At 44.3% G+C, this 25,280-nt stretch carries 25 protein-coding genes; 10 read left to right on the forward strand and 15 right to left on the reverse strand.

Translation table 11 applies throughout. The features are described 5' to 3' along the window. Window positions 1-34 precede the first annotated feature (34 nt). The 7 genes from KTR06_RS05920 to KTR06_RS05950 all read left to right on the forward strand — a co-directional run bounded on the left by KTR06_RS05920 (window position 35) and on the right by KTR06_RS05950 (window position 6,557). A complete protein-coding gene (locus KTR06_RS05920; RefSeq protein WP_008025991.1) occupies window positions 35-625 on the forward strand; it encodes an RNA polymerase sigma factor in 591 nt (196 codons plus the stop codon). 10 nt (window positions 626-635) lie between these two features. Further along, window positions 636-1,475, forward strand: a complete 840-nt coding sequence (locus KTR06_RS05925; RefSeq protein ID WP_004304423.1) for a FecR family protein — start codon at window positions 636-638, stop codon at window positions 1,473-1,475. Between the two features lie 998 nt (window positions 1,476-2,473). Continuing rightward, complete coding sequence (locus tag KTR06_RS05930; RefSeq protein ID WP_004300941.1) at window positions 2,474-2,734, forward strand: OadG family protein; 261 nt, start codon at window positions 2,474-2,476, stop codon at window positions 2,732-2,734. Between the two features lie 26 nt (window positions 2,735-2,760). After that, on the forward strand, window positions 2,761-4,596 hold the full coding sequence (locus KTR06_RS05935; RefSeq protein ID WP_087322475.1) for a biotin/lipoyl-containing protein: 1,836 nt from the start codon (window positions 2,761-2,763) through the stop codon (window positions 4,594-4,596). Then, the gene (locus KTR06_RS05940; protein ID WP_004300937.1) at window positions 4,596-5,831 is read left to right on the forward strand and encodes a sodium ion-translocating decarboxylase subunit beta; all 1,236 of its coding nucleotides are present in this window, start codon (window positions 4,596-4,598) and stop codon (window positions 5,829-5,831) included. Before KTR06_RS05935 ends, KTR06_RS05940 begins: the two co-directional genes overlap by 1 nt. 131 nt (window positions 5,832-5,962) lie before the next feature. Next, window positions 5,963-6,226 (forward strand): hypothetical protein, encoded by a 264-nt coding sequence (locus KTR06_RS05945; RefSeq protein WP_217290055.1) that lies wholly within the window; start codon window positions 5,963-5,965, stop codon window positions 6,224-6,226. Next, on the forward strand, window positions 6,216-6,557 hold the full coding sequence (locus tag KTR06_RS05950) for an addiction module toxin RelE (RefSeq protein WP_217290056.1): 342 nt from the start codon (window positions 6,216-6,218) through the stop codon (window positions 6,555-6,557). Before KTR06_RS05945 ends, KTR06_RS05950 begins: the two co-directional genes overlap by 11 nt. 107 nt (window positions 6,558-6,664) lie before the next feature. On the opposite strand, the gene KTR06_RS05955 is transcribed toward KTR06_RS05950, so the two are convergent. The 6 genes from KTR06_RS05955 to KTR06_RS05980 form a co-directional block, all read right to left on the reverse strand. Further along, entirely contained in the window at window positions 6,665-7,936 is a 1,272-nt protein-coding gene (locus tag KTR06_RS05955; protein ID WP_217290057.1) for a TolC family protein, read from the reverse strand. Between the two features lie 48 nt (window positions 7,937-7,984). Next, the gene (locus tag KTR06_RS05960) at window positions 7,985-11,017 is read right to left on the reverse strand and encodes an efflux RND transporter permease subunit (RefSeq protein WP_195355330.1); all 3,033 of its coding nucleotides are present in this window, start codon (window positions 11,015-11,017) and stop codon (window positions 7,985-7,987) included. Between the two features lie 66 nt (window positions 11,018-11,083). Next, window positions 11,084-12,139, reverse strand: coding sequence for an efflux RND transporter periplasmic adaptor subunit (locus tag KTR06_RS05965; RefSeq protein WP_004304417.1), 1,056 nt, complete (start codon window positions 12,137-12,139; stop codon window positions 11,084-11,086). A gap of 190 nt (window positions 12,140-12,329) precedes the next feature. Beyond that, window positions 12,330-12,425, reverse strand: a complete 96-nt coding sequence (locus KTR06_RS05970) for a smalltalk protein (protein WP_149939068.1) — start codon at window positions 12,423-12,425, stop codon at window positions 12,330-12,332. Window positions 12,426-12,474: 49 nt separating this feature from the next. Next, window positions 12,475-12,984, reverse strand: coding sequence for an HU family DNA-binding protein (locus KTR06_RS05975; RefSeq protein ID WP_117683581.1), 510 nt, complete (start codon window positions 12,982-12,984; stop codon window positions 12,475-12,477). Between the two features lie 36 nt (window positions 12,985-13,020). After that, window positions 13,021-13,167, reverse strand: a complete 147-nt coding sequence (locus KTR06_RS05980) for a hypothetical protein (RefSeq protein ID WP_008771318.1) — start codon at window positions 13,165-13,167, stop codon at window positions 13,021-13,023. Between the two features lie 50 nt (window positions 13,168-13,217). Here KTR06_RS05980 and KTR06_RS05985 point away from each other — a divergent pair, with 50 nt between their 5' ends. After that, a complete protein-coding gene (locus tag KTR06_RS05985; RefSeq protein ID WP_004304415.1) occupies window positions 13,218-13,412 on the forward strand; it encodes a DUF4248 domain-containing protein in 195 nt (64 codons plus the stop codon). Between the two features lie 3 nt (window positions 13,413-13,415). On the opposite strand, the gene KTR06_RS05990 is transcribed toward KTR06_RS05985, so the two are convergent. The 6 genes from KTR06_RS05990 to KTR06_RS06010 form a co-directional block, all read right to left on the reverse strand. After that, window positions 13,416-15,215: a toprim domain-containing protein gene (locus KTR06_RS05990; RefSeq protein WP_217290058.1), complete on the reverse strand. Its 1,800-nt coding sequence runs from the start codon at window positions 15,213-15,215 to the stop codon at window positions 13,416-13,418. Between the two features lie 28 nt (window positions 15,216-15,243). Beyond that, a complete protein-coding gene (locus tag KTR06_RS24455; protein ID WP_254306396.1) occupies window positions 15,244-15,693 on the reverse strand; it encodes a hypothetical protein in 450 nt (149 codons plus the stop codon). 74 nt (window positions 15,694-15,767) lie between these two features. Continuing rightward, window positions 15,768-16,547 carry a Lin1244/Lin1753 domain-containing protein gene (locus KTR06_RS24460; protein ID WP_254306397.1) on the reverse strand — a complete coding sequence of 260 codons (780 nt, stop codon included), beginning with the start codon at window positions 16,545-16,547 and terminating at the stop codon, window positions 15,768-15,770. A 338-nt stretch (window positions 16,548-16,885) separates the two neighbouring features. Further along, entirely contained in the window at window positions 16,886-17,251 is a 366-nt protein-coding gene (locus KTR06_RS06000; RefSeq protein ID WP_004311392.1) for an SH3 beta-barrel fold-containing protein, read from the reverse strand. 307 nt (window positions 17,252-17,558) lie between these two features. Then, window positions 17,559-17,990 (reverse strand): hypothetical protein, encoded by a 432-nt coding sequence (locus tag KTR06_RS06005; RefSeq protein ID WP_004311393.1) that lies wholly within the window; start codon window positions 17,988-17,990, stop codon window positions 17,559-17,561. A gap of 730 nt (window positions 17,991-18,720) precedes the next feature. Beyond that, window positions 18,721-19,128: a hypothetical protein gene (locus KTR06_RS06010; RefSeq protein WP_004321524.1), complete on the reverse strand. Its 408-nt coding sequence runs from the start codon at window positions 19,126-19,128 to the stop codon at window positions 18,721-18,723. Window positions 19,129-19,321: 193 nt separating this feature from the next. Between KTR06_RS06010 and KTR06_RS06015 the strand changes: the two genes are divergently transcribed. Beyond that, a complete protein-coding gene (locus KTR06_RS06015; protein ID WP_211146343.1) occupies window positions 19,322-20,536 on the forward strand; it encodes an ATP-binding protein in 1,215 nt (404 codons plus the stop codon). Window positions 20,537-20,688: 152 nt separating this feature from the next. Here the strand turns inward: KTR06_RS06015 and KTR06_RS06020 are convergent, their stop codons facing one another. Then, on the reverse strand, window positions 20,689-20,943 hold the full coding sequence (locus KTR06_RS06020; RefSeq protein WP_004300906.1) for a type B 50S ribosomal protein L31: 255 nt from the start codon (window positions 20,941-20,943) through the stop codon (window positions 20,689-20,691). Between the two features lie 434 nt (window positions 20,944-21,377). Here KTR06_RS06020 and KTR06_RS06025 point away from each other — a divergent pair, with 434 nt between their 5' ends. After that, a complete protein-coding gene (locus KTR06_RS06025) occupies window positions 21,378-22,382 on the forward strand; it encodes a class II fructose-bisphosphate aldolase (RefSeq protein ID WP_008648889.1) in 1,005 nt (334 codons plus the stop codon). Window positions 22,383-22,473: 91 nt separating this feature from the next. Here KTR06_RS06025 and KTR06_RS06030 read toward each other — a convergent pair whose 3' ends face one another. Then, entirely contained in the window at window positions 22,474-23,814 is a 1,341-nt protein-coding gene (locus tag KTR06_RS06030; RefSeq protein ID WP_217290059.1) for a lipopolysaccharide assembly protein LapB, read from the reverse strand. A gap of 305 nt (window positions 23,815-24,119) precedes the next feature. Then, window positions 24,120-25,280: a sodium ion-translocating decarboxylase subunit beta gene (locus KTR06_RS06035; RefSeq protein WP_004300899.1), complete on the reverse strand. Its 1,161-nt coding sequence runs from the start codon at window positions 25,278-25,280 to the stop codon at window positions 24,120-24,122.

Consider the following 25,280-nt stretch of genomic DNA (forward strand, 5'->3'; position numbering starts at 1 on the left):
GAAAAAAATATCTCATATAAATGAGTGAATAGAAATGAAGACACTATCCTGGGATAAAATTCAGCAAGGGGATGAAGAGGCATTCCGGCAGCTTTATGAGCAATATGCAGATTTACTGTATGGATATGGCATGAAGATAGCCGGTGATGAGACTCTGGTAACCGAGGCGATACAGTCGTTGTTTGTTTACATCTTTGAGAAAAGAGAAACTTGCACGGCTCCTCAATCCATACCCGCTTACTTATGTGTTTCGTTGAGACACATGATAGTGAACGAACTGAAAAAGGAGAATAGTGGCTCATTAAAATCACTGGATGAAGTAGGCACAAATGAATATCAGTTTGATCTGGAGATTGATATTGAAACTGCTATTATCCGTTCAGAGTTAGAAAAAGAACAGCTAGAAGTTTTGCAGAAAGAGCTGAACAATTTGACAAAGCAACAGCGGGAGGTATTGTATCTTAAGTATTATAAGAAGATGAGTCCGGAAGAAATAGCCCAGGTGATGGGACTCACTTCACGTACGGTTTACAATACTACTCATATGGCTATCTCCAGTTTGCGGGAGCGTATGAGCAAATCTTTCTTGTTGTTGGTAGCAGCTAATTTGTGGATTTTTAATTGAGGTGTGAGATATGGAAAAGTGGACAGAATCTTTAGATAAATACTTAGAAGAAGGAAAACTTCCTCTGGTTGGCGAAATCTTTTCTCGTAAAAAAGAAATAGGTGATAAGCTGAAGTTGCAACGTGAGGAGAGCCATAAGATCGCCTTAAGCCGGAGAAGAAAGCAAGGTGCGGGGAGAAGTTTCTCTTTCTCATGGGGAGTGGCAGCGGCAGTTGTCCTTCTTTTGGGGATAGGCGGTTACTTCCTGGCAGAAGAAAAGGTGGTGACTGATAACACTGCTATGAACTATGAATTGCCGGATGGCAGTACTGTGCAGGTGATGGAAAATTCCCGCCTGACTTACAATCATATCACATGGCTTTGGGAGCGCAAATTGCAACTATTGGGTAAAGCCTCTTTTAACGTAACCAAAGGCAAGACATTCACGGTCCGTACAGAAGCCGGCGACGTAACCGTACTGGGAACGAAATTCCTCATCGATCAGCAAGGAAAGAAGATGACCGTCAACTGTGAGGAAGGAAGTGTGCAAGTCGAGACTGCTGTAGGTAAGCGTACATTGCTTGCCGGGGAAAGCGTTCATTGCGATGAGAACAAGATTGTGCCGGTAGAGAAAAAGGCAGAAGAATCGGAGTTCCCCGAGGTGTTGGGGTATGAAGACGATCCGCTAATAAATGTAGTGGCAGATATTGAGCATATATTTGAAGTAACAGTCGTCGGACATGAGAAATGCGAGGGGCTGACCTACAACGGGACGGTCTTAACGAAAGACCTGAACGCCACACTGGAAAAAGTCTTTGGATCGTGTGGGATCAGTTATCAAATTCGAGGGAAAGAAATTATTTTGCAATAAAAAAAGCCTCTTCTGACTATCCAGAAGAGGCTTTTTTGTTTTTCTTCAAATTTTCTTCATTTTTTCTTGGTAAAAAAACAACAGATGCTTCTCTTTCTAATAGATGAGCTATTTAATGATATTTGAAGAAAACGGTAGAATTGATTAGAAGATTAAATGTTGTAGTAGAAGAAATTAGAAATTATCCGGCAGAAATAAGGCCGGGATTCAGAACAAACAATAGATGTTTTATAGAGAATTACAAGCTAAACTCAAAACAAACAATAGATGCTTTTTATAAAATTTAAATTTAACCCAAAACAAACAATGTTTTAAAAGAAATGCAAACTAGGGCTCAAAGCAAACAATAGACAGCGGCAGATGAATTATTCCTGCCACAAACGTAAGCTGGAAAGATTCCCTCATCGGACGTGATATGAGCTTTAGAGGCTTGTTTTTTCCGATTAAACAGACTTAGTTGGCTTAAAAAAAGGGTTTTTCAACTAGACTGCTACGCTAATTAAAAGAATGAAAGCCGTGATGGCGCATGAGAGGTTTAACAAGGCCGGTTTTATCTGGTAGTTTAATAGTAGGTTAAGAGAGTATGAAACCAGAAAAGGGCTGAACCGGTCTATCATTGAGTATTTTTATTTAATAATTGTTTTATCAGAGTGTGAGAGAAAGTTGAGGGGCTTTCTCTCACATTTTTTGTAGGAACAATAGATAGGACGATTTACTATTGGACTATTTACCATTTACTATTTGGGTTATGCAATAGAAGCAGATAGTAAATAAGATAAATGGGAATTTAGTTTAGATGTGGATGGCACGCTAAATCATAAATCATAAATCATAAATCATAAATCATAAATCATAAATCATTAAACTTCCCCAGTTTTCCAATCAGAGAAATGACGTTTTTATACATTATATTCCTTTCTTAATTTATTTTATAATAAAAATTTGGTATTTTCGGACGCTTTTTAGACGAACAACTTAAAATACTAATAGTTTATTATATGGAAAATATCGAAACAGCGATCCTGCTGATGGTGGTCGGAATGGCTACCGTATTTGTTATTCTGCTGATTGTGATTTATTTAGGTAAGTTGTTGATTACATTAGTCAACAAGTATGCTCCTGAAGAAGTGGTTCCTGTGAAGCGGGAAGCATCGCAAGGTCCTGCCCCTGTTCCGGGAAACATCTTAGCCGCCATTACAGCTGCTGTAAATGTGGTGACACAAGGTAAAGGAAAAATCACTAAAGTAGAAAAATTATAAATCTATAAAGAATATCACTGAAAGACATGAAAAGAGAAGTAAAGTTTAGTTTGGTTTTCCGAGATATGTGGCAATCTGCCGGAAAATACGTACCTCGTGTAGACCAACTCGTAAAGGTAGCTCCTGCCATCATTGAAATGGGCTGTTTTGCCCGCGTAGAAACAAACGGCGGAGGTTTTGAACAGGTAAATTTATTGTTTGGTGAAAACCCGAATAAAGCGGTGCGCGAATGGACAAAACCGTTCCACGAAGCCGGTATTCAAACCCATATGCTCGACCGCGCACTGAACGGGCTCCGTATGAGCCCCGTTCCGGCAGATGTCCGCAAATTATTCTACAAAGTAAAGAAAGCACAAGGAACAGACATTACCCGTACGTTCTGCGGATTGAACGACGTGCGTAACATTGCTCCTTCCATCACATACGCAAAGGAAGCAGGCATGATTTCGCAATGCTCGCTTTGCATCACTCATTCGCCTATCCATACCGTAGAGTACTACACCAATATGGCGCTGGAACTTATCAAACTGGGAGCAGACGAAATCTGTATCAAAGACATGGCAGGTATCGGTCGTCCCGTATCGTTAGGTAAGATCGTAGCAAATATCAAGGCGGCACATCCCGAAATCCCCGTTCAGTATCACAGTCATGCAGGTCCCGGATTCAATATGGCAAGCATCCTCGAAGTATGCGAAGCCGGTTGCGACTACATCGACGTAGGCATGGAACCGCTATCCTGGGGAACAGGCCATGCTGACTTGCTTAGTGTGCAGGCGATGTTGAAAGACGCCGGATATCAAGTGCCCGAAATCAATATGGAAGCCTACATGAAAGTGCGCGGCATGATTCAGGAATTTATGGACGACTTCCTCGGCTTGTATATCAGCCCGAAAAACCGTCTGATGAATTCCTTGCTGATTGCTCCCGGACTTCCCGGCGGTATGATGGGTAGTTTGATGGCCGACCTCGAATCCAATTTGGAATCAATCAATAAATATAAGGCAAAACACAATCTGCCGTTTATGACACAAGACCAGTTGCTCATCAAGCTCTTTGATGAAGTAGCTTACGTATGGCCTCGTGTCGGTTATCCTCCATTGGTGACTCCGTTCAGCCAATACGTGAAGAACCTCGCCATGATGAACGTGATGGCAATGGAAAAAGGAAAAGAACGTTGGGGAATGATTGCCGATGATATCTGGGATATGATTCTGGGTAAAGCCGGACGTCTGCCGGGCAAACTTGCTCCCGAAATCATTGAAAAGGCAGAACGTGAAGGCCGTAAGTTCTTTGAAGGTGATCCGCAGAATAACTATCCTGATGCTCTCGACAAATATCGCAAACTGATGAAAGAGAACAAATGGGAAGTGGGACAGGACGACGAAGAACTCTTCGAATATGCTATGCACCCGGCTCAATATGAGGCTTACAAGAGTGGCAAAGCAAAAGAAGACTTCCTGGAAGATGTAGCCAAACGTCGTGCCGAAAAAGATAAATCTCCGGAAGAAGATGCCAAACCGAAGACGCTGACTGTACAAGTGGACGGACAGGCCTATCGTGTGACGGTAGCATACGGTGATGCCGAACTACCTGTTGCTTCTGCGGGTGCTGCCGCTGCTCCGGCAGGAGAGGGAAAAGAAGTACTTTCTCCGTTGGAAGGCAAGTTCTTCTTAGTGAAAGGTGCGCAGGAAATTCCTTTGCAAGTAGGTGACACTGTGAAAGAAGGTGATGTAATCTGCTATGTAGAAGCGATGAAGACCTACAATGCCATCCGTGCAGAGTTTGGCGGTACAGTGACTGCTATCTGTGTCAACCCGGGAGATGCTGTTTCAGAAGATGACGTATTAATGAAGATAGGATAATGAACGAAATATTTGAGAACTTATATGACATGACTGCGTTCAGTAATATCATTGCCGAACCGCAGTTCCTGATAATGTATGCCATCGCGTTCGTTCTGCTCTATTTGGGTATTAAGAAACAGTACGAGCCGTTGCTGCTTGTCCCCATCGCTTTCGGTGTGTTGCTAGCCAACTTCCCCGGAGGAGATATGGGCGTGATTCAGGCCGACGAAAATGGTATGGTGATGGTAAACGGAGTGTTGAAGAACATCTGGGAGATGCCTTTGCATGACATTGCCCACGAACTGGGAATCATGAACTTCATCTACTATATGTTGATTAAAACAGGTTTCCTGCCTCCGATCATCTTTATGGGTGTCGGTGCGTTGACGGACTTCGGACCGATGTTGCGTAACCTGCATCTTTCTATATTCGGTGCAGCCGCACAGTTGGGTATCTTTACCGTGTTGCTGGTAGCCATCCTGATGGGATTCACTCCACAGGAAGCCGCTTCTCTGGGCATTATCGGTGGTGCGGATGGTCCGACAGCCATCTTTACCACCATCAAACTGGCGCCGCATTTGCTGGGCCCGATTGCCATTGCCGCTTATTCGTATATGGCGCTCGTTCCGGTGATTATTCCGCTGGTAGTGAAACTGTTCTGTACGAAGAAAGAGTTGAGCATCAACATGAAAGAACAGGAAAAGAAGTACCCTTCGAAGACTGAAATCAAGAACCTGCGTGTATTGAAGATTATCTTTCCGATCGTGGTAACTACTATTGTTGCCCTCTTCGTGCCAAGTGCAGTGCCTTTGGTGGGTATGTTGATGTTTGGTAACCTGGTGAAAGAAATCGGAACCAACACATTCCGCTTGTTCGATGCCGCTTCCAATAGCATCATGAATGCTGCCACCATCTTCCTCGGACTGTCTGTAGGAGCAACGATGACAGCCGAAGCATTCCTCAATTGGACAACAATCGGTATTGTGATCGGTGGATTCCTTGCATTTGCACTTTCTATAACCGGTGGTATTTTCTTTGTGAAACTGGTAAATCTCTTCTCGAAGAAGAAAATCAATCCGCTTATCGGCGCCACTGGTTTGAGTGCCGTTCCGATGGCGAGCCGTGTAGCCAATGAGATTGCTTTGAAATACGATCCGAAGAATCACGTATTGCAGTATTGCATGGCAAGCAACATCTCCGGAGTAATCGGTTCTGCCGTAGCTGCGGGTGTGTTGATCTCCTTCCTTGCGTAAGCGGGGAGAATCTTCATCATTGAAGATCTTATTTCTTCACGGAGAAATACTTTTTATACATTCAAGTTTGGCAGACTCATTTGATAACGCTACCTTTGTGAGTAATGTATAACAGTAAAAACGGAAAGCGTATGAGCACAATGTCATTAGAGGCGGAAAAGAATGCACTGATTCGTCAGATTCTGGATGTGGATGATATAGCTATCCTGAAAAAGATAAGATCAATGTTGAATCATGAAGAAGAAGAGGTGAGGGTGGTTGCTGAAGAGGCAACTCATTATCGGACAAAGACCGAAATTCTGGAAAGCCTTGATGAGGCGTGCAAGGAATTGAAGTTGAATCTGGAAGGTAAGCTGGATTTTAAGCCAGCGGAGGATTTGCTGGATGAGTTGTGATATAACGTATTCTCCTCGTTTTGCGAGAGAATTGAAAAAATTGAGCAAACATTACAAATCTCTGAAGTTGGATTATGCCAATTTATTGGAATCTCTGAAAGCGAATCCTGAACAAGGAGTCAGCTTGGGTAATAATCTTCGTAAGATTCGCATGGCCATTACTTCGAAGAATAAAGGAAAGAGCGGAGGTGCGCGAGTGATAACCTATACGGTGATTCTGACAGAGATAGATTCGGAAATAAAGTTGCTTACTATCTATGACAAGTCCGAATGTGAAAGTTTGACAGATAAGGAAATAGAAGATATCTTGAAGCAAAACGGTATTTTGTAGTCCTTATGATATAAAAAGAAATCGTCCTGTTTCACGGTTACGTGATAACAGGACGATTTCTTTTATAAGACTAAGACTTTGTGAACAAGTTTCTTTTGTTTCTAAATTTATTCACTGATAACCTTTCTGTATTCCGCTACCGCCATCTTTTCCGACAGATACGCATTAATCAGATTGGTGTGCGCCTGCGTCCATGACAATTGTGCGGAGAGTACATCCACCATATTTGCCTTTCCCTCATTATACGAGAAAGAAACCAAATCAAGATTTTCATTAGCCAGATTCATAGTCTCTTTGGCGGTTTTCACTTGATATTCCGTTTCCGTCAGTTTGGTCAGGGCGGCAGAAAGTTCCTCGTTGATATTATCCGTCACATAACTTTGTTGCAGTTTCTGTATGCCGATATACGCTTTCTGCTGACGGTTTGTTTTAAACCGGGCTCCCCAACGGAAGATCGGTATATTCAGGTTAATGCCGACGATGGGATTGAAAGAAACGTCATAACCGAGGTTAGGTGTAGCTGTAGCCCATCCACCGCTGAAATACATATTCAATTGCGGGTTGAACTGGCTAAGAGCCGCTTTGCGTTGCGCCTGACTTTTCATGATGTTTACTTCCGTACTTTCGTAATCCGCGCGACGTTGCAGTACATTCTCCAGAGAAAGGATCTGCACCGGAGCGGAAGCTGTGTCAATCGTGTACAGACTGTCTACGGGATTGTTCGGCTCTTCTCCCATCAGGATATTCAGCTTTTGCAGCGCCAGGGTATAATTCTGACGCGCCTTGATATATTGCAATTCCGCTTCTTTCAGCCGGGTGGAAATCATTAATAAGTCCGTGCGACTAATCATCCCGTCGTTGAAACGATCCTGAATGATGTCATACTGTTGCTTCACAATACTTTGATACTTGTCCGCCGCCTGCAACATAGCCTGTGAAGCAGAAGCATTCCAATAAACTGCATCGCTCTGATAATGAATCTGGTCGATGGTAAGCTCCTCATTTAGTTGATTCAGCTTTTCGTCCGCTTTGGCAATCTTGTGCTGGGCGTTGAGTGCCCCGCCCGTGTACAACGGTTGCGAGACGATAAATACACCTTGATAGGTGTGGTTGCGGTATTCGCCTACCGGTTCGTTCCATGCGCTAAGGTCGCTCATGTTGAGGGTCCCGTCCGCATTGACATCAATTTTTGGCAAGAATCCCGTGTGAGCAATCTTCCGTGCTTCCGTACTTGCCATCGTCTTTAGTTTCTGTTGCTTCAGAATTTGGCTGTAAGCTTCCACTTTATCCCGGTAAGCTTCCCGGCTAAGATAGGGCTGCTGTGCCCCGGCTGTGAGGCCGAGGAGCAGCAGAGACAGAGTTATAAGTTGAGTTTTCATTTTATTCAATCTAAACAATAAATTCAAGTTTCATATAAGAGAAGGCAATTAGCCTTTGATTCTCTGAATGGCACAATAAGCTACCGGAAGAACAAACAATGTCAGTGCCGAAGCCACTAACAAACCTCCCATAATCGTAGCCGCCATACCGCCGAACATCGCGTCGAACAACAATGGCAACATACCCAGAATGGTAGTGCCGGACGCCATTGCTACGGGGACAATACGACTCGTTGTAGCACTGACAACAGCATCCAACGGCTTTTTGCCCGTTTTTGCTTCCAGATCAATCTGTTCCACCAGTACAATCGCATTTTTGATATTCATCCCAATCAGTCCGAGCAAACCAAGGATGGAGAAGAAGTCGAACGACTTGCCTAGCAACACCAATCCCAAAACGATACCGATAAAAATAAGCGGTAACATTAACAAGATCACTGTCGGCTTACGATACGTCCTGAACAGGAACAACAGCGTGACGAACATCAGGAAGAACGTCAACGGTAAATTCTTGGCCAACGCCTCGTTAGACTCCACCTGACTTTCCTGTTCCCCGAAATACTTCATCGTATACCCCTCCGGCACTTTAATCTCTTTCTGCACCAGCGGCCAAACCTCATTGAAAGCAGCAATCGCATTCACTCCGCGACGCGGATCGCATTGCGCCATCATCACCATTTGCCGGTTGTAATCCTTCACATTCGAGAAACGATATTGGAAATCAAATTCCGATACCACCTGTTCCAGACTGGTCGTTTCATTCCCCGTGCCGAACACGGGCAACGTGCGCAGGTCATTGATGCGGAACGAATCCACCGTGTTATCCTTCAATAAGATAGGAAGCACCTGATCGCCCTGCCGGTACTCTCCAAGCGTCATGCCTGTGGTTCCGATCTGGATACTTTGTGCCATTCCCTGACGCGATACCCCTAACGGTTGCGCCCGTTCGGGACTATATACAGGCTTCCATACAGGAACTTTATTTCCCCACGAATTGCGCACATTGATTAAATCCGGATTCCGGTGCATAATCTCCAAAGCCTGATTGGTGAGCGCCACAAGCGTGTCTACATTCGGACCGATAAACCCGATTTCGATAGCGGCATCCACCGCAGGCGACAGTTTGAACAGACTGGTACGGGTAATCGCATTCGGATAATTCGCCTTCATGTACGCGTCGAAATCTTCCTCATACTCTTTTGTATATTTACTGTCCGTCAATTCAACCAATACATTGGCAAAATTCGGTTTCGGACCTACCGAAGTAGAAGCCAGATAATACCTTAACGGCGTGCTGCCGAAGGTGATCGACACTTTCTTCACTTCCGGCTGCTTTGCCAGATGCTCTTCCACGGATTTCATCTCTTTCACTACATCATTGATGCTATACCCGTCGGGATAAAACACGTCCGCCCGGAAATAAGGCTTATCGAGAGAAGGGAAGAAGTTTTGCGGCATCATTCCCATGATAACCAGCGAAGCAACAAAGAGCACTACCATCGAACCCAGGGTCAATGTTTTCCTGCGAATCAGCGTGCGGAGGATGGAGGCGAATTTGTGATAGAACGGTTTGTCATACGGGTCTTTCGTGCCGTCCTTTGCTTTCGCTTTCAGGATGAAATTACCGAAAACAGTGGTTTGCGTCAGCGCGAGCACCCAGCTCAATCCCAGTGAGATGGCAAGCACCACAAACAGCGGTTTCACGATTTCCGCCACGGCAGAAGGAGCAAGGTAGAGCGGGAGGAACGAACAGATAGCGATGAACGTAGCCCCAAGCAATCCCCATTGCGGACCGGTTGCGCCGTCTATCAGCGCTTTCCGCCGGTCTACTCCGCGGGCGATGGCAATCTGTGCGTTGTCTGTCACCACGATGGCGTTATCCACCAACATCCCCATGGCGATGATAAATCCCGCCAATGAAGTACGGTTCAGCCCGACACCGAAGAAAGACATGATAAGCAATGTGCCGCCAATAGAGAAAATCAGTGACGAGCCGATCAGCATACCTGCGCGCAAACCCATCACCAACATGATAATCACAATAACAATCAGAATCGATTCGATCAGGTTGATGATAAATCCGTTGTTGGCTTCGTTGGCAATTTCGTTCTCCAGATACAGGCTTTGCAGTTCCAGTCCTACAGGCATCAGTGGCAACAATTCGTCCAGTTTGGCTTTCACGTTCTTGCCCGTCTGCACCACGTCCCGTTGCGGGTCGGTGGAGACGCCGATGCCGATGGCACGTTTGCCGTTCACGTGCATGATGTTGGATGGAGGGTCCATGTACCCTTTTTCGATGGCGGCGATATCGCCCAGTTTCACTTGTCCGGCTTTGGTGGTAATCACCTGGTTGCGGATATCGTCTACGGTGGTATACATACCGTTGGCGGTCACCCGGAGCTGTTGCTCGCCGGCACGGATTTCTCCGGTATTGATAATCTGGTTCTGCGATTGCAACAGACTGGCAAGCTGTTTCGGGTCGATGCCCATACCTACGAGCTTATTGGTGGAAATAAAAATATTGACCACCTCCGTCTGCGTCCCGAATAGGGCGACTTTCATCACCCCGTCCGCCGTCACTACCTGCGTCTTGATCCGTTCCGCCCAGTTGCGCATCTCTTCGTATGTGTAACCGTCGTCCGCCGTCAGACCGTAATAGATACCGAACACGTCGCCGAAATCATCGGAAACCGTCGGTGCGGAAGCACCGCTCGGCAATTGTGGCTGTATATTTAGCACCTTCCGTCGCAACTCATCCCACTTCTGCGGAATGGAGCTTGCCGACAAGGAAGGTTGCAACTCGAATGTGATTTTTGAGAGCCCGTACATCGATTCCGATTTTATCTTGTACACACCGCTCATACTTTGAATCTCACGAGAGATAGGCTCGGTAATCAACCGCTCCACTTCTGCCGGTTCGGCACCCGGATAGCGGGTCATAATAACCGCCGACTTTATGACGAAAGGAGCATCCTCTTTCTTACCCAGCTTGCCGAAGGAAGTGATTCCCCCAATCAGCAATACAGCAAGAAAGAAATAGATGATTTTCGTATTATCTAATGAATATTTGGCTAAACTCATAATAAATGATCGTTGATAATTGATGAATGACAGCGGATAAATGATTACATAATCATTTACCAACTATCACCTGTCAACAGTTGTGATAGATTCTCCTTCTACTAGTTGGTATACGCCTGCTATGACGATTTTTTCACCGGGTTTCAAACCTTCCGAGATGAGCGCCTGTGCTTCTCCGGTCGGGGCGTTGACGGTCACTTCCCGTTTGTGGACTTTGTTGTCTTCTACCACCCAGACATACATTTTATTCCCTTCGCTTTCGCCGAATACGGCACTAAGCGGTACAATCGTCCAGCTATCCTGCACCAACGGCCCTACATCTGCCGTGAAACGGATGCTGCACGTGAAACCGGGTTTCACTGCATACAGATCGCGGTCGAATGACGGATCGTCAATCGTGATGCTGACCGGAATTCCTGTGCCATCCGTAGAAATATCAAGATATTCTTCCAGTTTCGCTTGAAACACGTGTCCTTTAAATGTGTCGAACTCTACGAGGAAACGCGGGTCTTTGGCGCGCAACAAATAAAGATACGCATCCGGAATGGTGAATTTGATACGCAGATTGTGTGTATTGACAAGCTGCACGATACCCTCACCGGAGTTGACACGCTGATAGTTTTCCACCAGTCGTTTTTCGATAGAACCGTCGAAAGGAGCTGTCAGCTTGGTGTCGCGCATATTGTTGGCAGACAGTTCGTATTCAGACTTCGCCTTCTGGAAGTTGGCGAGGCTGATTTCATATTCCTGTACGGAGATCGCTTGCCGGGAGAGGAGCCGTTTGTTACGTTCCACTTGTGCCGAAGCCGTTTCGTATGCCGATTTCGTGGCGGCATATTGCAACGCGATGTCTCTGGGGTCGATAGCTGCGATGAGTTGTCCTTTTTTCACTTTCTGTCCTTCGATGACAGGAAGCTGGATGATTTGTCCGTTGACCCGGAAAGCCAGCTTCACATATTCCACCGCTTCCACGATTCCCGAGAAATCTTTTCTGATAATCGATCTTGACTCGACAATCGTAGTCTTTACGGGACGTGCAGTTGTCGTTGTCGTTTCTTTTTTCTGTCCGCAGCCAGCCAGCAAGATTGCAGCCGCCAGGACGAATCCAAATTTCTTTTTCATATACCACGTTGATGTTTAGAGGTTTTGCGTTGATAAATAGCGAATAATATACTAAAACAACTCCTGTTTATTTATGTTCAATATTCCTGTCTTTTCATATCCTGCCTCTTAACCTTCATATGGAACACAAAAAAAACGGGAACTTTACCGTTTCTAAGGTAAAATTCCCGTCCAACTCTTTTGTGTCATTTTACATCATCAGGTTCTGACCTCCAATGACGCCTGCAATAGCAGTAGCAACCGCAATGACGACTTTTAAAATCGTATTCCAAATGGATTTCTTCATAATTCAACACCTCCTTTCCATACCACATTATCCTCTATTACCTATTCTATCACGCTGCCGGATCGGGCGCTTCCTGACCACCGCCACCCGGTTTGTCATCACCCGAACCTCCGGCGTTTCCACCGCCTCCCGCTCCCAGTGCTTTCGTCAACTGGTTGACGTGGATATATGTCGCTCCCTGAATCAGCGCACGGGTGATATTTCCACCGGCATCCCGCGTATATTCCGGGGTAAACTGGCAACGCAATCCCGTGATTTGTGCCGGACTAACATCGGCTTCCGCATCCACCCCCTTGCAGCGTGACTGGCACACCATGGTAAATGTGCCCAATCCTTCGAGCTTCACTGTCCTGCTGTTGAGCAACTGCTCGCGCATCACTGCCATCAGGTTTCGGATCACGTTGTGCACGTCACCGGCCGTCAGTGATGACCGTTCGGCAATCGTTTCGCCAATCATTTGCGTATCCACTACGTTTCCCATTTTAATCAGGCAGGGATGCCATTTCTTCTTTTTGTCCTTCGATGCGATATTGGACTGAACCGCTTTGTAAATCAACATACTGATTTCCTCCTTTTTAAGTGAATAAATAAGATTTTATTGAGTCAGTAAACGAACGTTTTCTGTCTCTTTTACAGTAGCAAAGATACCCCAACCGGCAGGGGAGGAAACATGAAACGGTATCTGCCGGTAAGTGAAGGCAAACGCTTGAATATCTGTGTATTTGCTTGCATTTCTACGCAAAAAACAGTATCTTTACATGACGTAAATAATAAATTAAAAGAAGAAAATCTATGAAGAAAACGGAATTGGCATTACTCTATATGCCGTATGCAAGTGCCGATGTGGCAAGAAGACATTTAAATAAATGCATCCGCCGAAACCGGGAGTTGCTGGAGGCTCTCGAAGCTACCGGCTGGGCGTTTTGGATACATTGGCTCACACCGTTGCAGGTGGAGCTGATTGAGAAGTATTTGGGAGAGCCTTAATCCCTAAATCCATCCCTCTGACGAGAATAAGTCTTTGGCTCCCTTCCACGGTTGCACCTGCATGCCCGGTTCGGGTGGCGGCGTACAAGGGGAATATCTTCCGTTGGTCACATCGTAGCAGAACGCTGCGTTTCCCTTTGTTCCGAAATTACGGAAACGGGTTTTCTCGACGTGTATATACACGATCCCCATTTCATCCTGACGGTCTACCACTATTCCGTAGTCCGTCATGTTGAAAAAGTTGGCCGAGCCGTTGATGTCATACATGGTGGGAACTTCCGTTTTCTGCGTGCCGTATTGCTTGTTCATCTTTCTCGGATGCGCCACCAGAATGACGAGGCAGGAGTTGAGCCGGGCAAAACGTGCCAGACTATTCATGAATGAACCGATATACCCTGTCTCCGTCATGCCTGCCGGAATCTGATGGTTGATGTAATTGTACGGGTCGATGACAAACACACGGATGCCGTGACGGTGTACCAGTTCGCGTGCCTTCGACAAGACGTTGCCCAGTGTGAAATCCCCGTCCGGAAGAATGTGCCAGACGCGTTGCGAAAGATAATCCACTACGCGGGCGAATTCCTCCTCCGTAGAGAAATCTTTGCGGAAACGGTGTCCCAGCAGTTTTTCCGCCAGTTTGGCATGATGATACTCGATTGGCGTGTTCTCCGGGCTGAAATATCCCGCTCGCCAATCTTGGCGGGTGCAGAGCCGGAGCACTATCTCATCTACAAAGTCCGATTTGCCATGTCCGGGAATGCCGGTGACGGTGAGCACCCGCCCCGTTTCCAGCCTCATGATTTCGTCCAGATTCGGTATTCCCAATTCCACGCCCGAAGTATACCCCTCTTCAAACAGTTGGTGCAACCGCTCCCGTAAGTCTTCTGCCGTAAACGTACCTTCCAGGCGGGGGATGGGTGCGTCCTCCAGTGCCTTCAGTAGTGCGTCCGGGCCTTCCGCCACGAGCAGTTCGTTGGCGTCCTTGTATGCTTCGCCGTAGGTGACGATACGGCAGCGGTCTACCCCCAGCCGTCGGGAGAGTTCCCGGCACAGTTCCTGTCCCTTGCGGTCGGTGTCCACCGACAGATAAATCACTTGTTTCTGCTCGAAATGAGATTCCGACAATTCGTCCAGCCAGTCCAGTTGACTGTTGGCACCGTTCGGCACGGAAATGACATCCGTCCGGCCGACAGCCATGTAGGAGAGAGCATCAAATTCCCCTTCCACGAGGATGCACTCCGGCGTGTCGCGGATGGCGTCGATGTTGTAAGGGATGGTGCGCGCTCCTTGCAGCAATTTGAAGTGCTTTTGTGAGTCGCGGAACTTCGTGTTCACCAATTCCCCGTTTTCGAAAAAGTTGAAGCAGAGACAGTCCCTCTTTTCCCAGCCTTTCTCCTTTCCGGATATAGGCATCGAGATGGAGGCGAAAGCCACGCCAGCTTCCACCAATACTTCCGGCGGAATGTGGCGGACGTCACGACACCATTCAATTTGCTTCTGTGTGAGTGCCCCTTGCTCTGGGTCGCCGTGCGGCTTTTCAGTGGGCGGACAACTGGAGTTGCTACCTGTTGCCGTTGGAAATTTGACCAACGGATCACCCAGCTTTCTGCCTTTTCCGGCATATATGGCTGCCGAACCGTGTGCGCCGCAGTAGTGGCACAAATACAGTTTGGTATCGAGGTTGACACTTAGTGATTTATCACGCTTATCCGTCCGTTGGGCATGACACCAGGGACATTTTGTTTTCATTTTGCCGCTTGTGCGACCGTGGGTATCAATACCCAGTTCTTTGAATCTATCCATATTTAGTAAATGATTGAGAGATAATATGCTATCGTGTCCATTCGTTCGTCACCGGATTCCAGATATGTGCCGCCGAAGGTCGCGGCTTGGCATAAGCGGGGATGGGATGCCCGTCGTAGGTACGTATTCCGTTGGTGATGGTTTCGTAGGGCGAACATTGCTGTTGCTCTTGCCGGTTTTTGAGAAACCTCTTCAGTGCCACCTGCGTTGTGGATGACACATGGCTTCCCTGCCGGGTGAGATTGGCGAAATAGTTTTTTATTTCGTGCAGGCTGTTCATCGAGCTTTCATTCCCCCGTAAGATGATTTGCTCCCGTAAATAGTTGAAGAACCATTCTTTTTCTTCCATCATCAGCCGGGGGATGCCCGACTGAATGGCTACGACTTCATACCAGGACGTGTCGTTCATTGCCTCCTGTAGATTTTCTTCCCATGCGTTGGGGCGCATATCGGGTGTTACAGCGTTCAAGTCCGTCACCTTCAAACCATTTTCTTCTTCTTTCTCTTTTCCGCTTTCTTCAGAAGAAGAATTTTTTTTGTTTATTTCTTTATTTATAATGGGGATGGATTTTTCTGTATATTTGACGTTTTTTTCATTTCCCGAGTGTTAAAATCCTCTGCATTTCCGTTGGCTTTCAGAGAGTTATTGACGTGCGGTTTCGTGTTGCGCTTTTTTTCATCTTCCATGTTGTCAAGTGCTTCCCTATAATCGTCTATTGCTTTAGAATGGAGGTTCATTTTCTCATCCAGATAAAAGAGTCCGTAATTGTATAATACACTTTCCATCAGTTCGTCGCTCACATCATAAAGGCTCTGGATGAAGGAAGCAGTTTGCGGTGCCAGAAAATGTTGTGGCTGTTGATAGAGCTTTTCCATCACAAGCCAATATAGTCCGTAGGCTTTCAGTCCGTCTTGCATAATCATCCGCAGCAGTTCGTTGTCGGTGTATGCCAGTAGGGGGTGCGGAAAATAACTTCTGATGGCAGATTCTTCGCAAAAGTCGGCATAGAGTATATGCGAGTTGTATCCTTTACCGGGACGCCGGAAATAATGGTGGTAGAGGAGCTCAAGATGTTCGGGTTGGGCATGGAATATATTGGCGATGATTCCCATTGTCTGGATATTGACGCAGCATTTAAGCTGTGCATGAGCTTCTTCGAGCATCACCCAGTATAGTCCGTATATTTCCAGTCCTTGTTCCCGTATCAAAATACTCATGGGTATATTGCTGGAAGAAGAAGTGGGGTGATTGAAGTAACCGTTATGAATCGGTTTTCTCTTTTGTGATGCGTTGTTCGATTGTTTGGTATTTGCTGAATTAGATGTTGTCATAATAAAATATATTAGTTTCTGTTTTAAATTCTATTTTTCTGAAAATGCAGATACGAAGAATCCGGCCACTTCTTAGGAAAGCAGCAAATATCGTACTCATTCTTCATGATGGAATCGGAGTATTCTCTTCGTGTATGTAATCTGTAATATAGGGAATTTTCGGAGCAGGGGAGATTTAATTCCGAAGTTCTGAAAAAGCAATGCTGGAAAAACAGATAACTGCCTCTGTCAAAAAACAAGGAAGCAGCATTGACATGATTTTTTCTCTTACTTGCGGTTGCAAAGTAACTACTTTATTTCGTATATGTCCTACAACTTTCCTAATTTAATCCATGAAATTAATTTTTTTTCACAGAAGAGCCGAATACAATCCCTGCCACTCGACACGTAAGCCATTTTCTACAATGCACGTCATAGTATGGGAGAAACCTGTTGGAGGGGTTTTCGTAGTAGGGGCGGCCGAAATAGTGTTCATATTCTGTCAGTGTCCCTGTAATGGAAAGGCAGGTTCCGTCTGTTCGTTGCAGGCAGAAATCGGCGTTGTCCCATCTCATCCGGTCTATCAGTTCTTCTACTTGGTATGCACGGCGCATAGATTCTCCCAGTGTCAACAGTGTGCCGTAATTCTCTTCCGCATCTTGGCGGATAATAGCTGCCCGACGGGAAACCGTCAGGCAACTGTCATTCTTCATCGTTTTTTTCATACAGATTTCTTTGTGCTGAAATGCTCACATTTCAGTTCTTGTTAGTGGTGTAAATGTAGTGAATTTACTTGACTTTACAAAGGATAAGATTGCTTATATAAAGGATGATTAGTTAAATAAATGGAATAAAATATTTTGTATTTTTCATTGTCTGAATATAGGCTTTAAAGAGCTTATGGAGGAGTTTAAAGAAAGCTGTGGAGGGAATGGGAATAGGCTGCAAAGGGCAAAGGACGGCTCTCCTTATCCTCTGTGGTGAAAACCGTGCAATAATGTCCCACATGGTAATTGGTACACTGATAATTATTCACCATTGAAACCTTTTGCGCAGCCTTTTTATCCAACTGTCACTACGTATAACGTTGTTATTCTCTCCAATCGCTTTTTTCAAATCCCGGATCCGTTCATTTTGTCTCTTCATTGCTGCCTGTATTTCGTTTATCAACGTCTTTATTTCCTTCTGCAGCTGAATTTCCTTTTCTTTCAATTGAATAATGTGGGCGTATTTCTCGCAGACCATCGTTTTGTCTATGCACAGTTGTTCCAGCGTATCAATATATTCTGCTGTAATGCCGGCTTTACTTCGGCGAAAGAGTTCCAGAATACATTCTTCGTCAACGTTCGGAACATTGTCTATGTATAACATAGGGAATTGTCCCATTTCCACCCAAAGCAGGATCGCTTCTTTTTCGATGTGATACTTAATCACTGCTTTTTCTACACTAATCCATTTTGGCATATCGCTTTTGTTTTAATGTGTTATAAAAAAAGGAGTAAATAACGTATTGTCCGGAGAGGTGCAACGAACACCCACGATTTTTATGATTTCGGTCGGGTGGGGAATTGGTTGGGGTATAAGGATTGTTGAAACCGACCGGATACAATAAAGCGTGAGTGCTGTTGTACCATTATCTAAACTTGAGGCTTAGCAACACCCTTGTAGAAGACAATGATAACAACAGACACCCACGCCAAACGTTTATATATAACACATCTCTAATCGATATGTTGATATACGACCATCTACGTGGAGTATCTGCTGTATCATCTCTCTCTACAAAGAACTGCTAATTTTCAAGTTTGAGAGACAATACGTTATTTACTCCATTAAGGAATAAAAACCGCTTTTGCCTGTTTCATCACGCTGATGGGCAGAAAGCGTATGACAAAGATATATGTTTTTTTCGGAATAGGATGGAAAAGAGGAAATAAATGCAGGAAATATGGTATGAGAATAGAGAGTATGGTATAAAGATGGTAAATATGCTATACGGGTGGCAAATATAATGTGATGATAAAAAGGAGGGAGGCAAAAGTAAAACCATCTATTAGATTGATATTATTTAGGTACGGATTACACGGATTTCACGGTTCCATTAGATAAAACCGCGAAATCCGTGTAATCCGTGCCTAAATGAAAGCCATAAAAGTCTTTTGACCTCGCATTGTCTTTCCGTGCAATTCTTTTTTTAGCTGCGATTTCTTTTGGGCTTTCCGGAGAAGATAGTCAGTTCAAGAATTGCAAAGATGATTTCCGTTGTGGTATATCCGGTAAATGTATATTCCAAATTTTCATTTTCGGAGAAATATTTGAGATAAACGGTTGGAGTGCCATTGTGGAAGTCGAGAAAAAGATAAGAAGTATAATCATAGATGCCAAGATCGGCAAACTCGTTCAGAATCGCTGTGTTGAAAATCGTGCATTGGCCTGTCTTTGATTCATTTCCGGACATTTCGAATCTGCGATGTTCTTTTGCGAGAGCGTCTTTATTCACATGCCTGAATTGTTCTTGCAGCTCTTTACTGAAAGAAAGGCGTTGTCTGATGAAATTAAAAACTTCTTCCTTTGTCATTTGTTTTAAATCGGTTATTTCCATTTTTTATTAATTATTGGGGTAAAGGTACTTTCTTTATTTGGTAATAAATCGGATTCAGTCATATTTCTTTTATTTATTTTTCGGCTTATAACCCTAAAAGAATCTGAATTTATGGATTTATTTAGGGTTATAACCCTAAAAACTTTCCGAAAATAGTATATCTTTGTGCTTATAACCCTAAAAACTTTTGAATATGATTAATCGTGAACAGTATATGGAACAAATCGTTCCTTTTATAGATAAGCCGTTTGTGAAAGTGATAACGGGTATTCGTCGCAGTGGAAAGTCGGTAGTGCTGCGTCTGATTCGTGACGAACTGTTGAGGAGAGGAGTTCGTGAAGAACGTATCATCTATCTGAATTTTGAAAGTTTTCAGTGGATAGATCTGAAAGAGGCGAAGGCTTTGTATACTTATATTCGGGGGCAGGCAGGAGATGCGGGTAAATATTATATTCTCTTGGATGAAATTCAGGAAGTGGACGGTTGGGAAAAAGTGGTCAACTCACTTCTGGTAGATTTGGATACGGATATTTATGTGACCGGCTCCAACTCACGTATGTTATCGTCCGAACTGGCAACTTATTTAACGGGACGGTATGTCGCTTTCCATGTCATGACCTTGTCTTTTAGAGAATATCTGACTTTCCATGACTTGCAGGCCAATGATCCGACACTCAACCGGAAGGAGGAATTTCAGAAATATCTCCGTATGGGAGGATTCCCAGCCATACATACTGCCGATTATGGATATGAGGCTATCTATAAAATTGTTTACGACATCTATTCTTCTGTCATTCTTCGTGACACGGTGCAGCGTCACAATATCCGGAATGTGGAACTGCTCGAACGGGTAGTGAAGTTTGTTTTCGATAATATAGGCAATAAGCTGAACGCTAAAAATATAGCTGATTACTTCAAAAGTCAGCAACGGAAGGTGGATATGAATACCATCTATAATTATCTGAATGCATTGGAAAGTGCTTTTATCATTCAACGTATTCCCCGGTATGATATTAAAGGAAAGGAAATTCTGCAGACGAATGAAAAGTATTTTGTAAGTGACCTTTCTTTGATTTATTCCGTGATGGGCTATCGTGACCGGTTGATTGCAGGTATGTTGGAGAATCTGGTCTGTCTGGAGTTGAAAAGAAGGGGTTATGAAGTGTATGTAGGCAAACAGGATGATAAAGAAGTGGATTTTGTAGCCATCCGTCGGGAAGAAAAGATTTATGTGCAAGTAACGTATCAGTTAGCTTCACAGGCCACTGTTGAGAGGGAGTTTGCTCCTTTGCTCGCCATTAACGACCATTATCCTAAATATGTAGTTAGCATGGACAGCTTGTGGCAGGATAACATGGAAGGTGTCAGGCATCGTCATATAGCCGATTTCTTATTGGATGATATTTAACGCTGACAGGCGGGGGCTTTCGGACTGACCTGCTGTTTGTTGTGAGGAGGATAGAAGAGGATGAAAAACGAATGTGGGGCAGGATAGAAAACGAAAAAGAGGAAATTCTCTGCGAGAATCTCCTCTTTTTTCATCTTTCACGAAAGATCGAATTATTTCTTCTTACGGTCACCGTAACGGCTCATGAACTTATCAACACGACCTGCAGTATCTACCAATGTAGATTTACCTGTATAGAACGGGTGAGAAGTGTTTGAGATTTCAATCTTCAGCAACGGATAAGTTTCACCTTCGAATTCGATGGTTTCTTTAGTTGCTACAGTTGATCTAGACAAAAACATGTCACCATTTGACATATCTTTAAATACTACCGGACGGTATGATTCTGGATGAAGGCCTTTTTTCATTTCAGTATCTGTTTTTTTAATTTATATTCTGTTACTATTTTGGTAAGAAATAGTGTAATGGTCATTTTCAGAGCGCAAAGATAATGCTTTTCTGTGAAATAGAAAAAGGTTTTCTAAAATTTCTGATTTCTAATTTCTGATTTCTGATTTGCTATGCAGATTTTGGTGATTAAATGAATTGAAAAATGAGGTATAAATAAGGTATAAATAAGGAGATATAAATCCGAAGGCATCAATCAGAATTCAGAAATCATAAATCCCAAAGTTTGCAAGGTGGACATTACAATCTAATGTCACACTCGTATTCCTGCTAAATTTTGCAGTCTGATTTAAACCTTTTTCTACTATATTTTTCTTTCCGATGTTCGTTATTCGATGGATAATGCTTACTTTTGCGTAGAATTTTTATTCACTAACAATAAACTTTAAACAAAATGGTAAATTACAAAGATTTAGGATTGGTAAACACAAGAGAAATGTTTGCTAAGGCTATCAAAGGTGGATATGCTATCCCAGCATTCAACTTCAACAATATGGAACAAATGCAGGCTATCATCAAGGCTGCTGTTGAAACTAAATCTCCTGTGATTCTTCAGGTTTCTAAAGGTGCTCGTCAGTATGCTAACGCTACTTTGTTGCGTTACATGGCACAGGGTGCTGTAGAATATGCTAAAGAATTAGGCTGCGCACATCCGGAAATCGTTCTTCACCTTGACCACGGAGATACATTCGAAACTTGCAAATCTTGTATCGATTCAGGTTTCTCTTCAGTAATGATCGATGGTTCTCACCTTCCTTACGAAGAAAACGTAGCATTGACTAAGAAAGTTGTTGAATACGCTCATCAGTTCGACGTAACTGTAGAAGGTGAACTTGGCGTATTGGCTGGTGTAGAAGATGAAGTTTCTGCTGACCACCACACATATACTGACCCTGAAGAAGTAATCGACTTCGCTACTCGCACTGGTTGCGACTCTTTGGCTATCTCAATCGGTACTTCTCACGGTGCTTACAAGTTTACTCCGGAACAATGCCACATCGACCCGGTTACAGGCGTAATGGTTCCTCCTCCATTGGCATTCGAAGTATTGGACGCTGTAATGGAAAAACTTCCGGGATTCCCTATCGTTCTTCACGGTTCATCTTCAGTTCCACAGGAAGAAGTGGCAACTATCAACCAATACGGTGGCGCATTGAAAGCTGCTATCGGTATTCCCGAAGAATGGTTGCGTAAGGCTGCTAAGTCTGCTGTTTGCAAAATCAACATCGACTCTGACTCACGTCTGGCTATGACTGCTGCTATCCGTAAGACTTTCGCTGAAAAACCAGCTGAATTCGACCCACGTAAGTATCTTGGCCCGGCTCGTGACAACATGGAAAAACTGTACAAGCACAAGATCATCAACGTGCTCGGTTCTGACAACAAATTGGCACAGTAATAATCTCCGGATTATTCCATAAATAAAAGAAAGAGGCTGCTCCGGTTTGAACACCGGTAGCAGCCTTTTTTGTCTCTTTACAGTTCTATCCCTATTTATCTTTCTTTGGGAGAGGGGGCTGGGGAGCGGAATTTTGAAAGAAGTCTTCTATTTTTTGTTTACTTTGAATATCTTTCAACCAGTTGGCGGCAGCATTGTAATAGTTGGATTTTCCTAGAATGAGTTCGCCTCTCTCGTTCATTTCCGCTTCTTCTTTATCGTTTTTGGGACGTGTTTTTAGGAACGTTTCCAGGCAGCGTTCCGCATTTTTTTTGTCTTTCAAGTCATAGAAGTATATGTAGGCCATGTCATATAATAATTTGTGGTTTTGTTTGTCATACTGTTGATAGCGTTTTTTGATGGATGCAATCTGTTCTTTGTACATTTGTGCCATCTTGTAACAGTCGGTCATCCCGATATAGAGCCGGGTCATACTGCTGTCTTTGGGAATGGATAGATCAATGGCTTTTTCCAAATAGTCTACGCCCTCTTTTTTCCAGGAAGTTTTGGAACAGGCACGGCCGAGGTAATAAAGGAGATTGATATTGTTGGGATCATATTTCCGGGCGACTTCCAAAAAATCATGAGCCTCATAATACTTCTCTGCTGCATAGTAACTAATGCCTAAATAATAACAAGTATGAAAAGAACTGTCCCCTTGACTGACAAGATATTCATAACGCCGGATGGCAGTGGGGTAGTCTTGTTTCAAGCAGTACGCTAAAGCGTTCTGCCGGTTGACGGAAATGTTGGTACTGTCAATTTGCCGGTATTTTTCTGTAGCTTCGATGGCTTCGTCGAAATAAGAACCGGATATATTTAGAGCGCCTAGTTTGCTGGCTGCCAGATAATCGTCGGGATATTTAGCCTGGATATTGTAATAGCAACCTGCGGCGGGAAGAAGTTCGCCCATCCCTTCAAAGCTTTGTGCCTGTAAATGCAGGGCAATGGCGGAACTATCTTTTTCCGTCATCAGGCTGCTTTCACCAAGCGCCTCCCTAAACTTCTGCTGGGATAGAAGCAAACTGATATATTGAATACGTGCATATTTGTTTTCCGGATTCAGATCGAGTGCATGTTCATAATATTTCAGGGCTTGATTATAGTTAGCTAATGTCCGGCAACATTCGGCTGCTTCGATGAAAGCACGAGTATTTGTGGTATCATTACGGATAATTTCCTGATAGGTGGCAAGTGCTTCTGTGGTGAGCCCTAGTCCGCGCAATGCTTTGCCTTTCTGCAATAGCAGGGGAGGGGTGGATTTCTTTTGGGCAATGAGGGAAAGGGCAGTCTCATAGTCATAATTTGCCATGGCTTCTTGAATAGGGTCGGTATGTTGCGCTATTAAAGGAATAGTAGAGCAAAGAAAGAATAGAATGATAATCCGTTTCATAATATTTTATTTTAGTTGTTTGACTTATCTGTTGCAAGTTACTAAAAATATTATAATTACGAATTGTTCGTAGGTTGTTTTAGATAGATTAACGAAATGATAAGAGAAGATAACACAACGGAACGCGATACGATGTATACGCCATAGCAAATGCAATATTTTTTAGGCGGCAAGTTCTTACAATAAAAAATCACCTTTACTACAATGATGCAGTAAAGGTGATTTTATAAATTCAAGGCTTTTAGGATAATCTTATTTTTTGTTTTAAGAACTGTTCAAACAAGCGTCCCCTCTTGCCTTATATCTTACATCAAGAATCCAAGCAGAATACCGGCAGCAACAGCTGAACCGATCACTCCGGCAACGTTCGGACCCATAGCGTGCATCAGCAAATAGTTGGTCGAATCATATTCCAAACCAATCACTTGCGAGATACGTGCAGAGTCGGGAACAGCAGAAACACCTGCATTACCGATCAACGGATTGATCTTATTACCCTTCTTCAGGAAGATATTGAAGATCTTAACGAAGATGACACCAGATGCCGTTGCAATAACAAATGACAATGCACCGAGGGCAAAGATCTTGATAGAGTCAAGCGTCAGGAATTCGGATGCTTGCGTAGAAGCACCTACTGTCAGACCCAACAGGATAGTGATTGTATCAATCAACGGACCACTGGCAGTATTAGCCAAACGGCGGGTTACACCACTTTCTTTCAACAGGTTACCGAAGAACAGCATACCCAGCAAAGGCAGACCGGAAGGAACCAGGAAACAAGTCAGCAACAAACCGATGATCGGGAAAATCACCTTCTCCGTGTGAGAAACGGCACGCGGCGGTTTCATGCGGATGACACGTTCGTTCTTGGTGGTGAGCAGACGCATGATAGGCGGCTGTATCACCGGAACCAACGCCATATAGGAGTAGGCGGACACCGCAATGGCTCCCATCAGGTTAGGTGCTAGCTTGGAAGAAAGGAAGATGGCCGTCGGGCCGTCTGCTCCACCAATGATACCGATAGCACCGGCTTGCATTGGGTCGAAACCCATTTCCAATGCGATCATATATGCACCGAAGATACCGAACTGTGCAGCTGCACCGATCAGCATCAATTTTGGATTAGAGATAAGTGCCGAGAAGTCCGTCATGGCACCGATACCCAAAAAGATGAGTGGCGGATACCAGCCGGAGGTCACTCCTTGATACAATATATTCAATACAGAACCTTCTTCATAAATACCGACTTTCAGCCCGGCATCCATATTAAAAGGTATATTACCGATCAATATACCGAAACCGATAGGAATCAGCAGCATCGGTTCGAACTCTTTGGCTATTGCCAAATAGATGAATACCAAGCCAACGAGAATCATGACTACATGCCCTACCGTAGCATTGGCAAAGCCTGTGTATGTCCAGAAGTCGGCCAGGTTATTTCCTAAAAAGTTTATAAAGTCTCCCAT

Origin of the sequence: Bacteroides sp. MSK.20.12 (genome assembly GCF_019052435.1) — a bacterium.
Taxonomy (GTDB): Bacteria; Bacteroidota; Bacteroidia; order Bacteroidales; family Bacteroidaceae; genus Bacteroides; species Bacteroides xylanisolvens.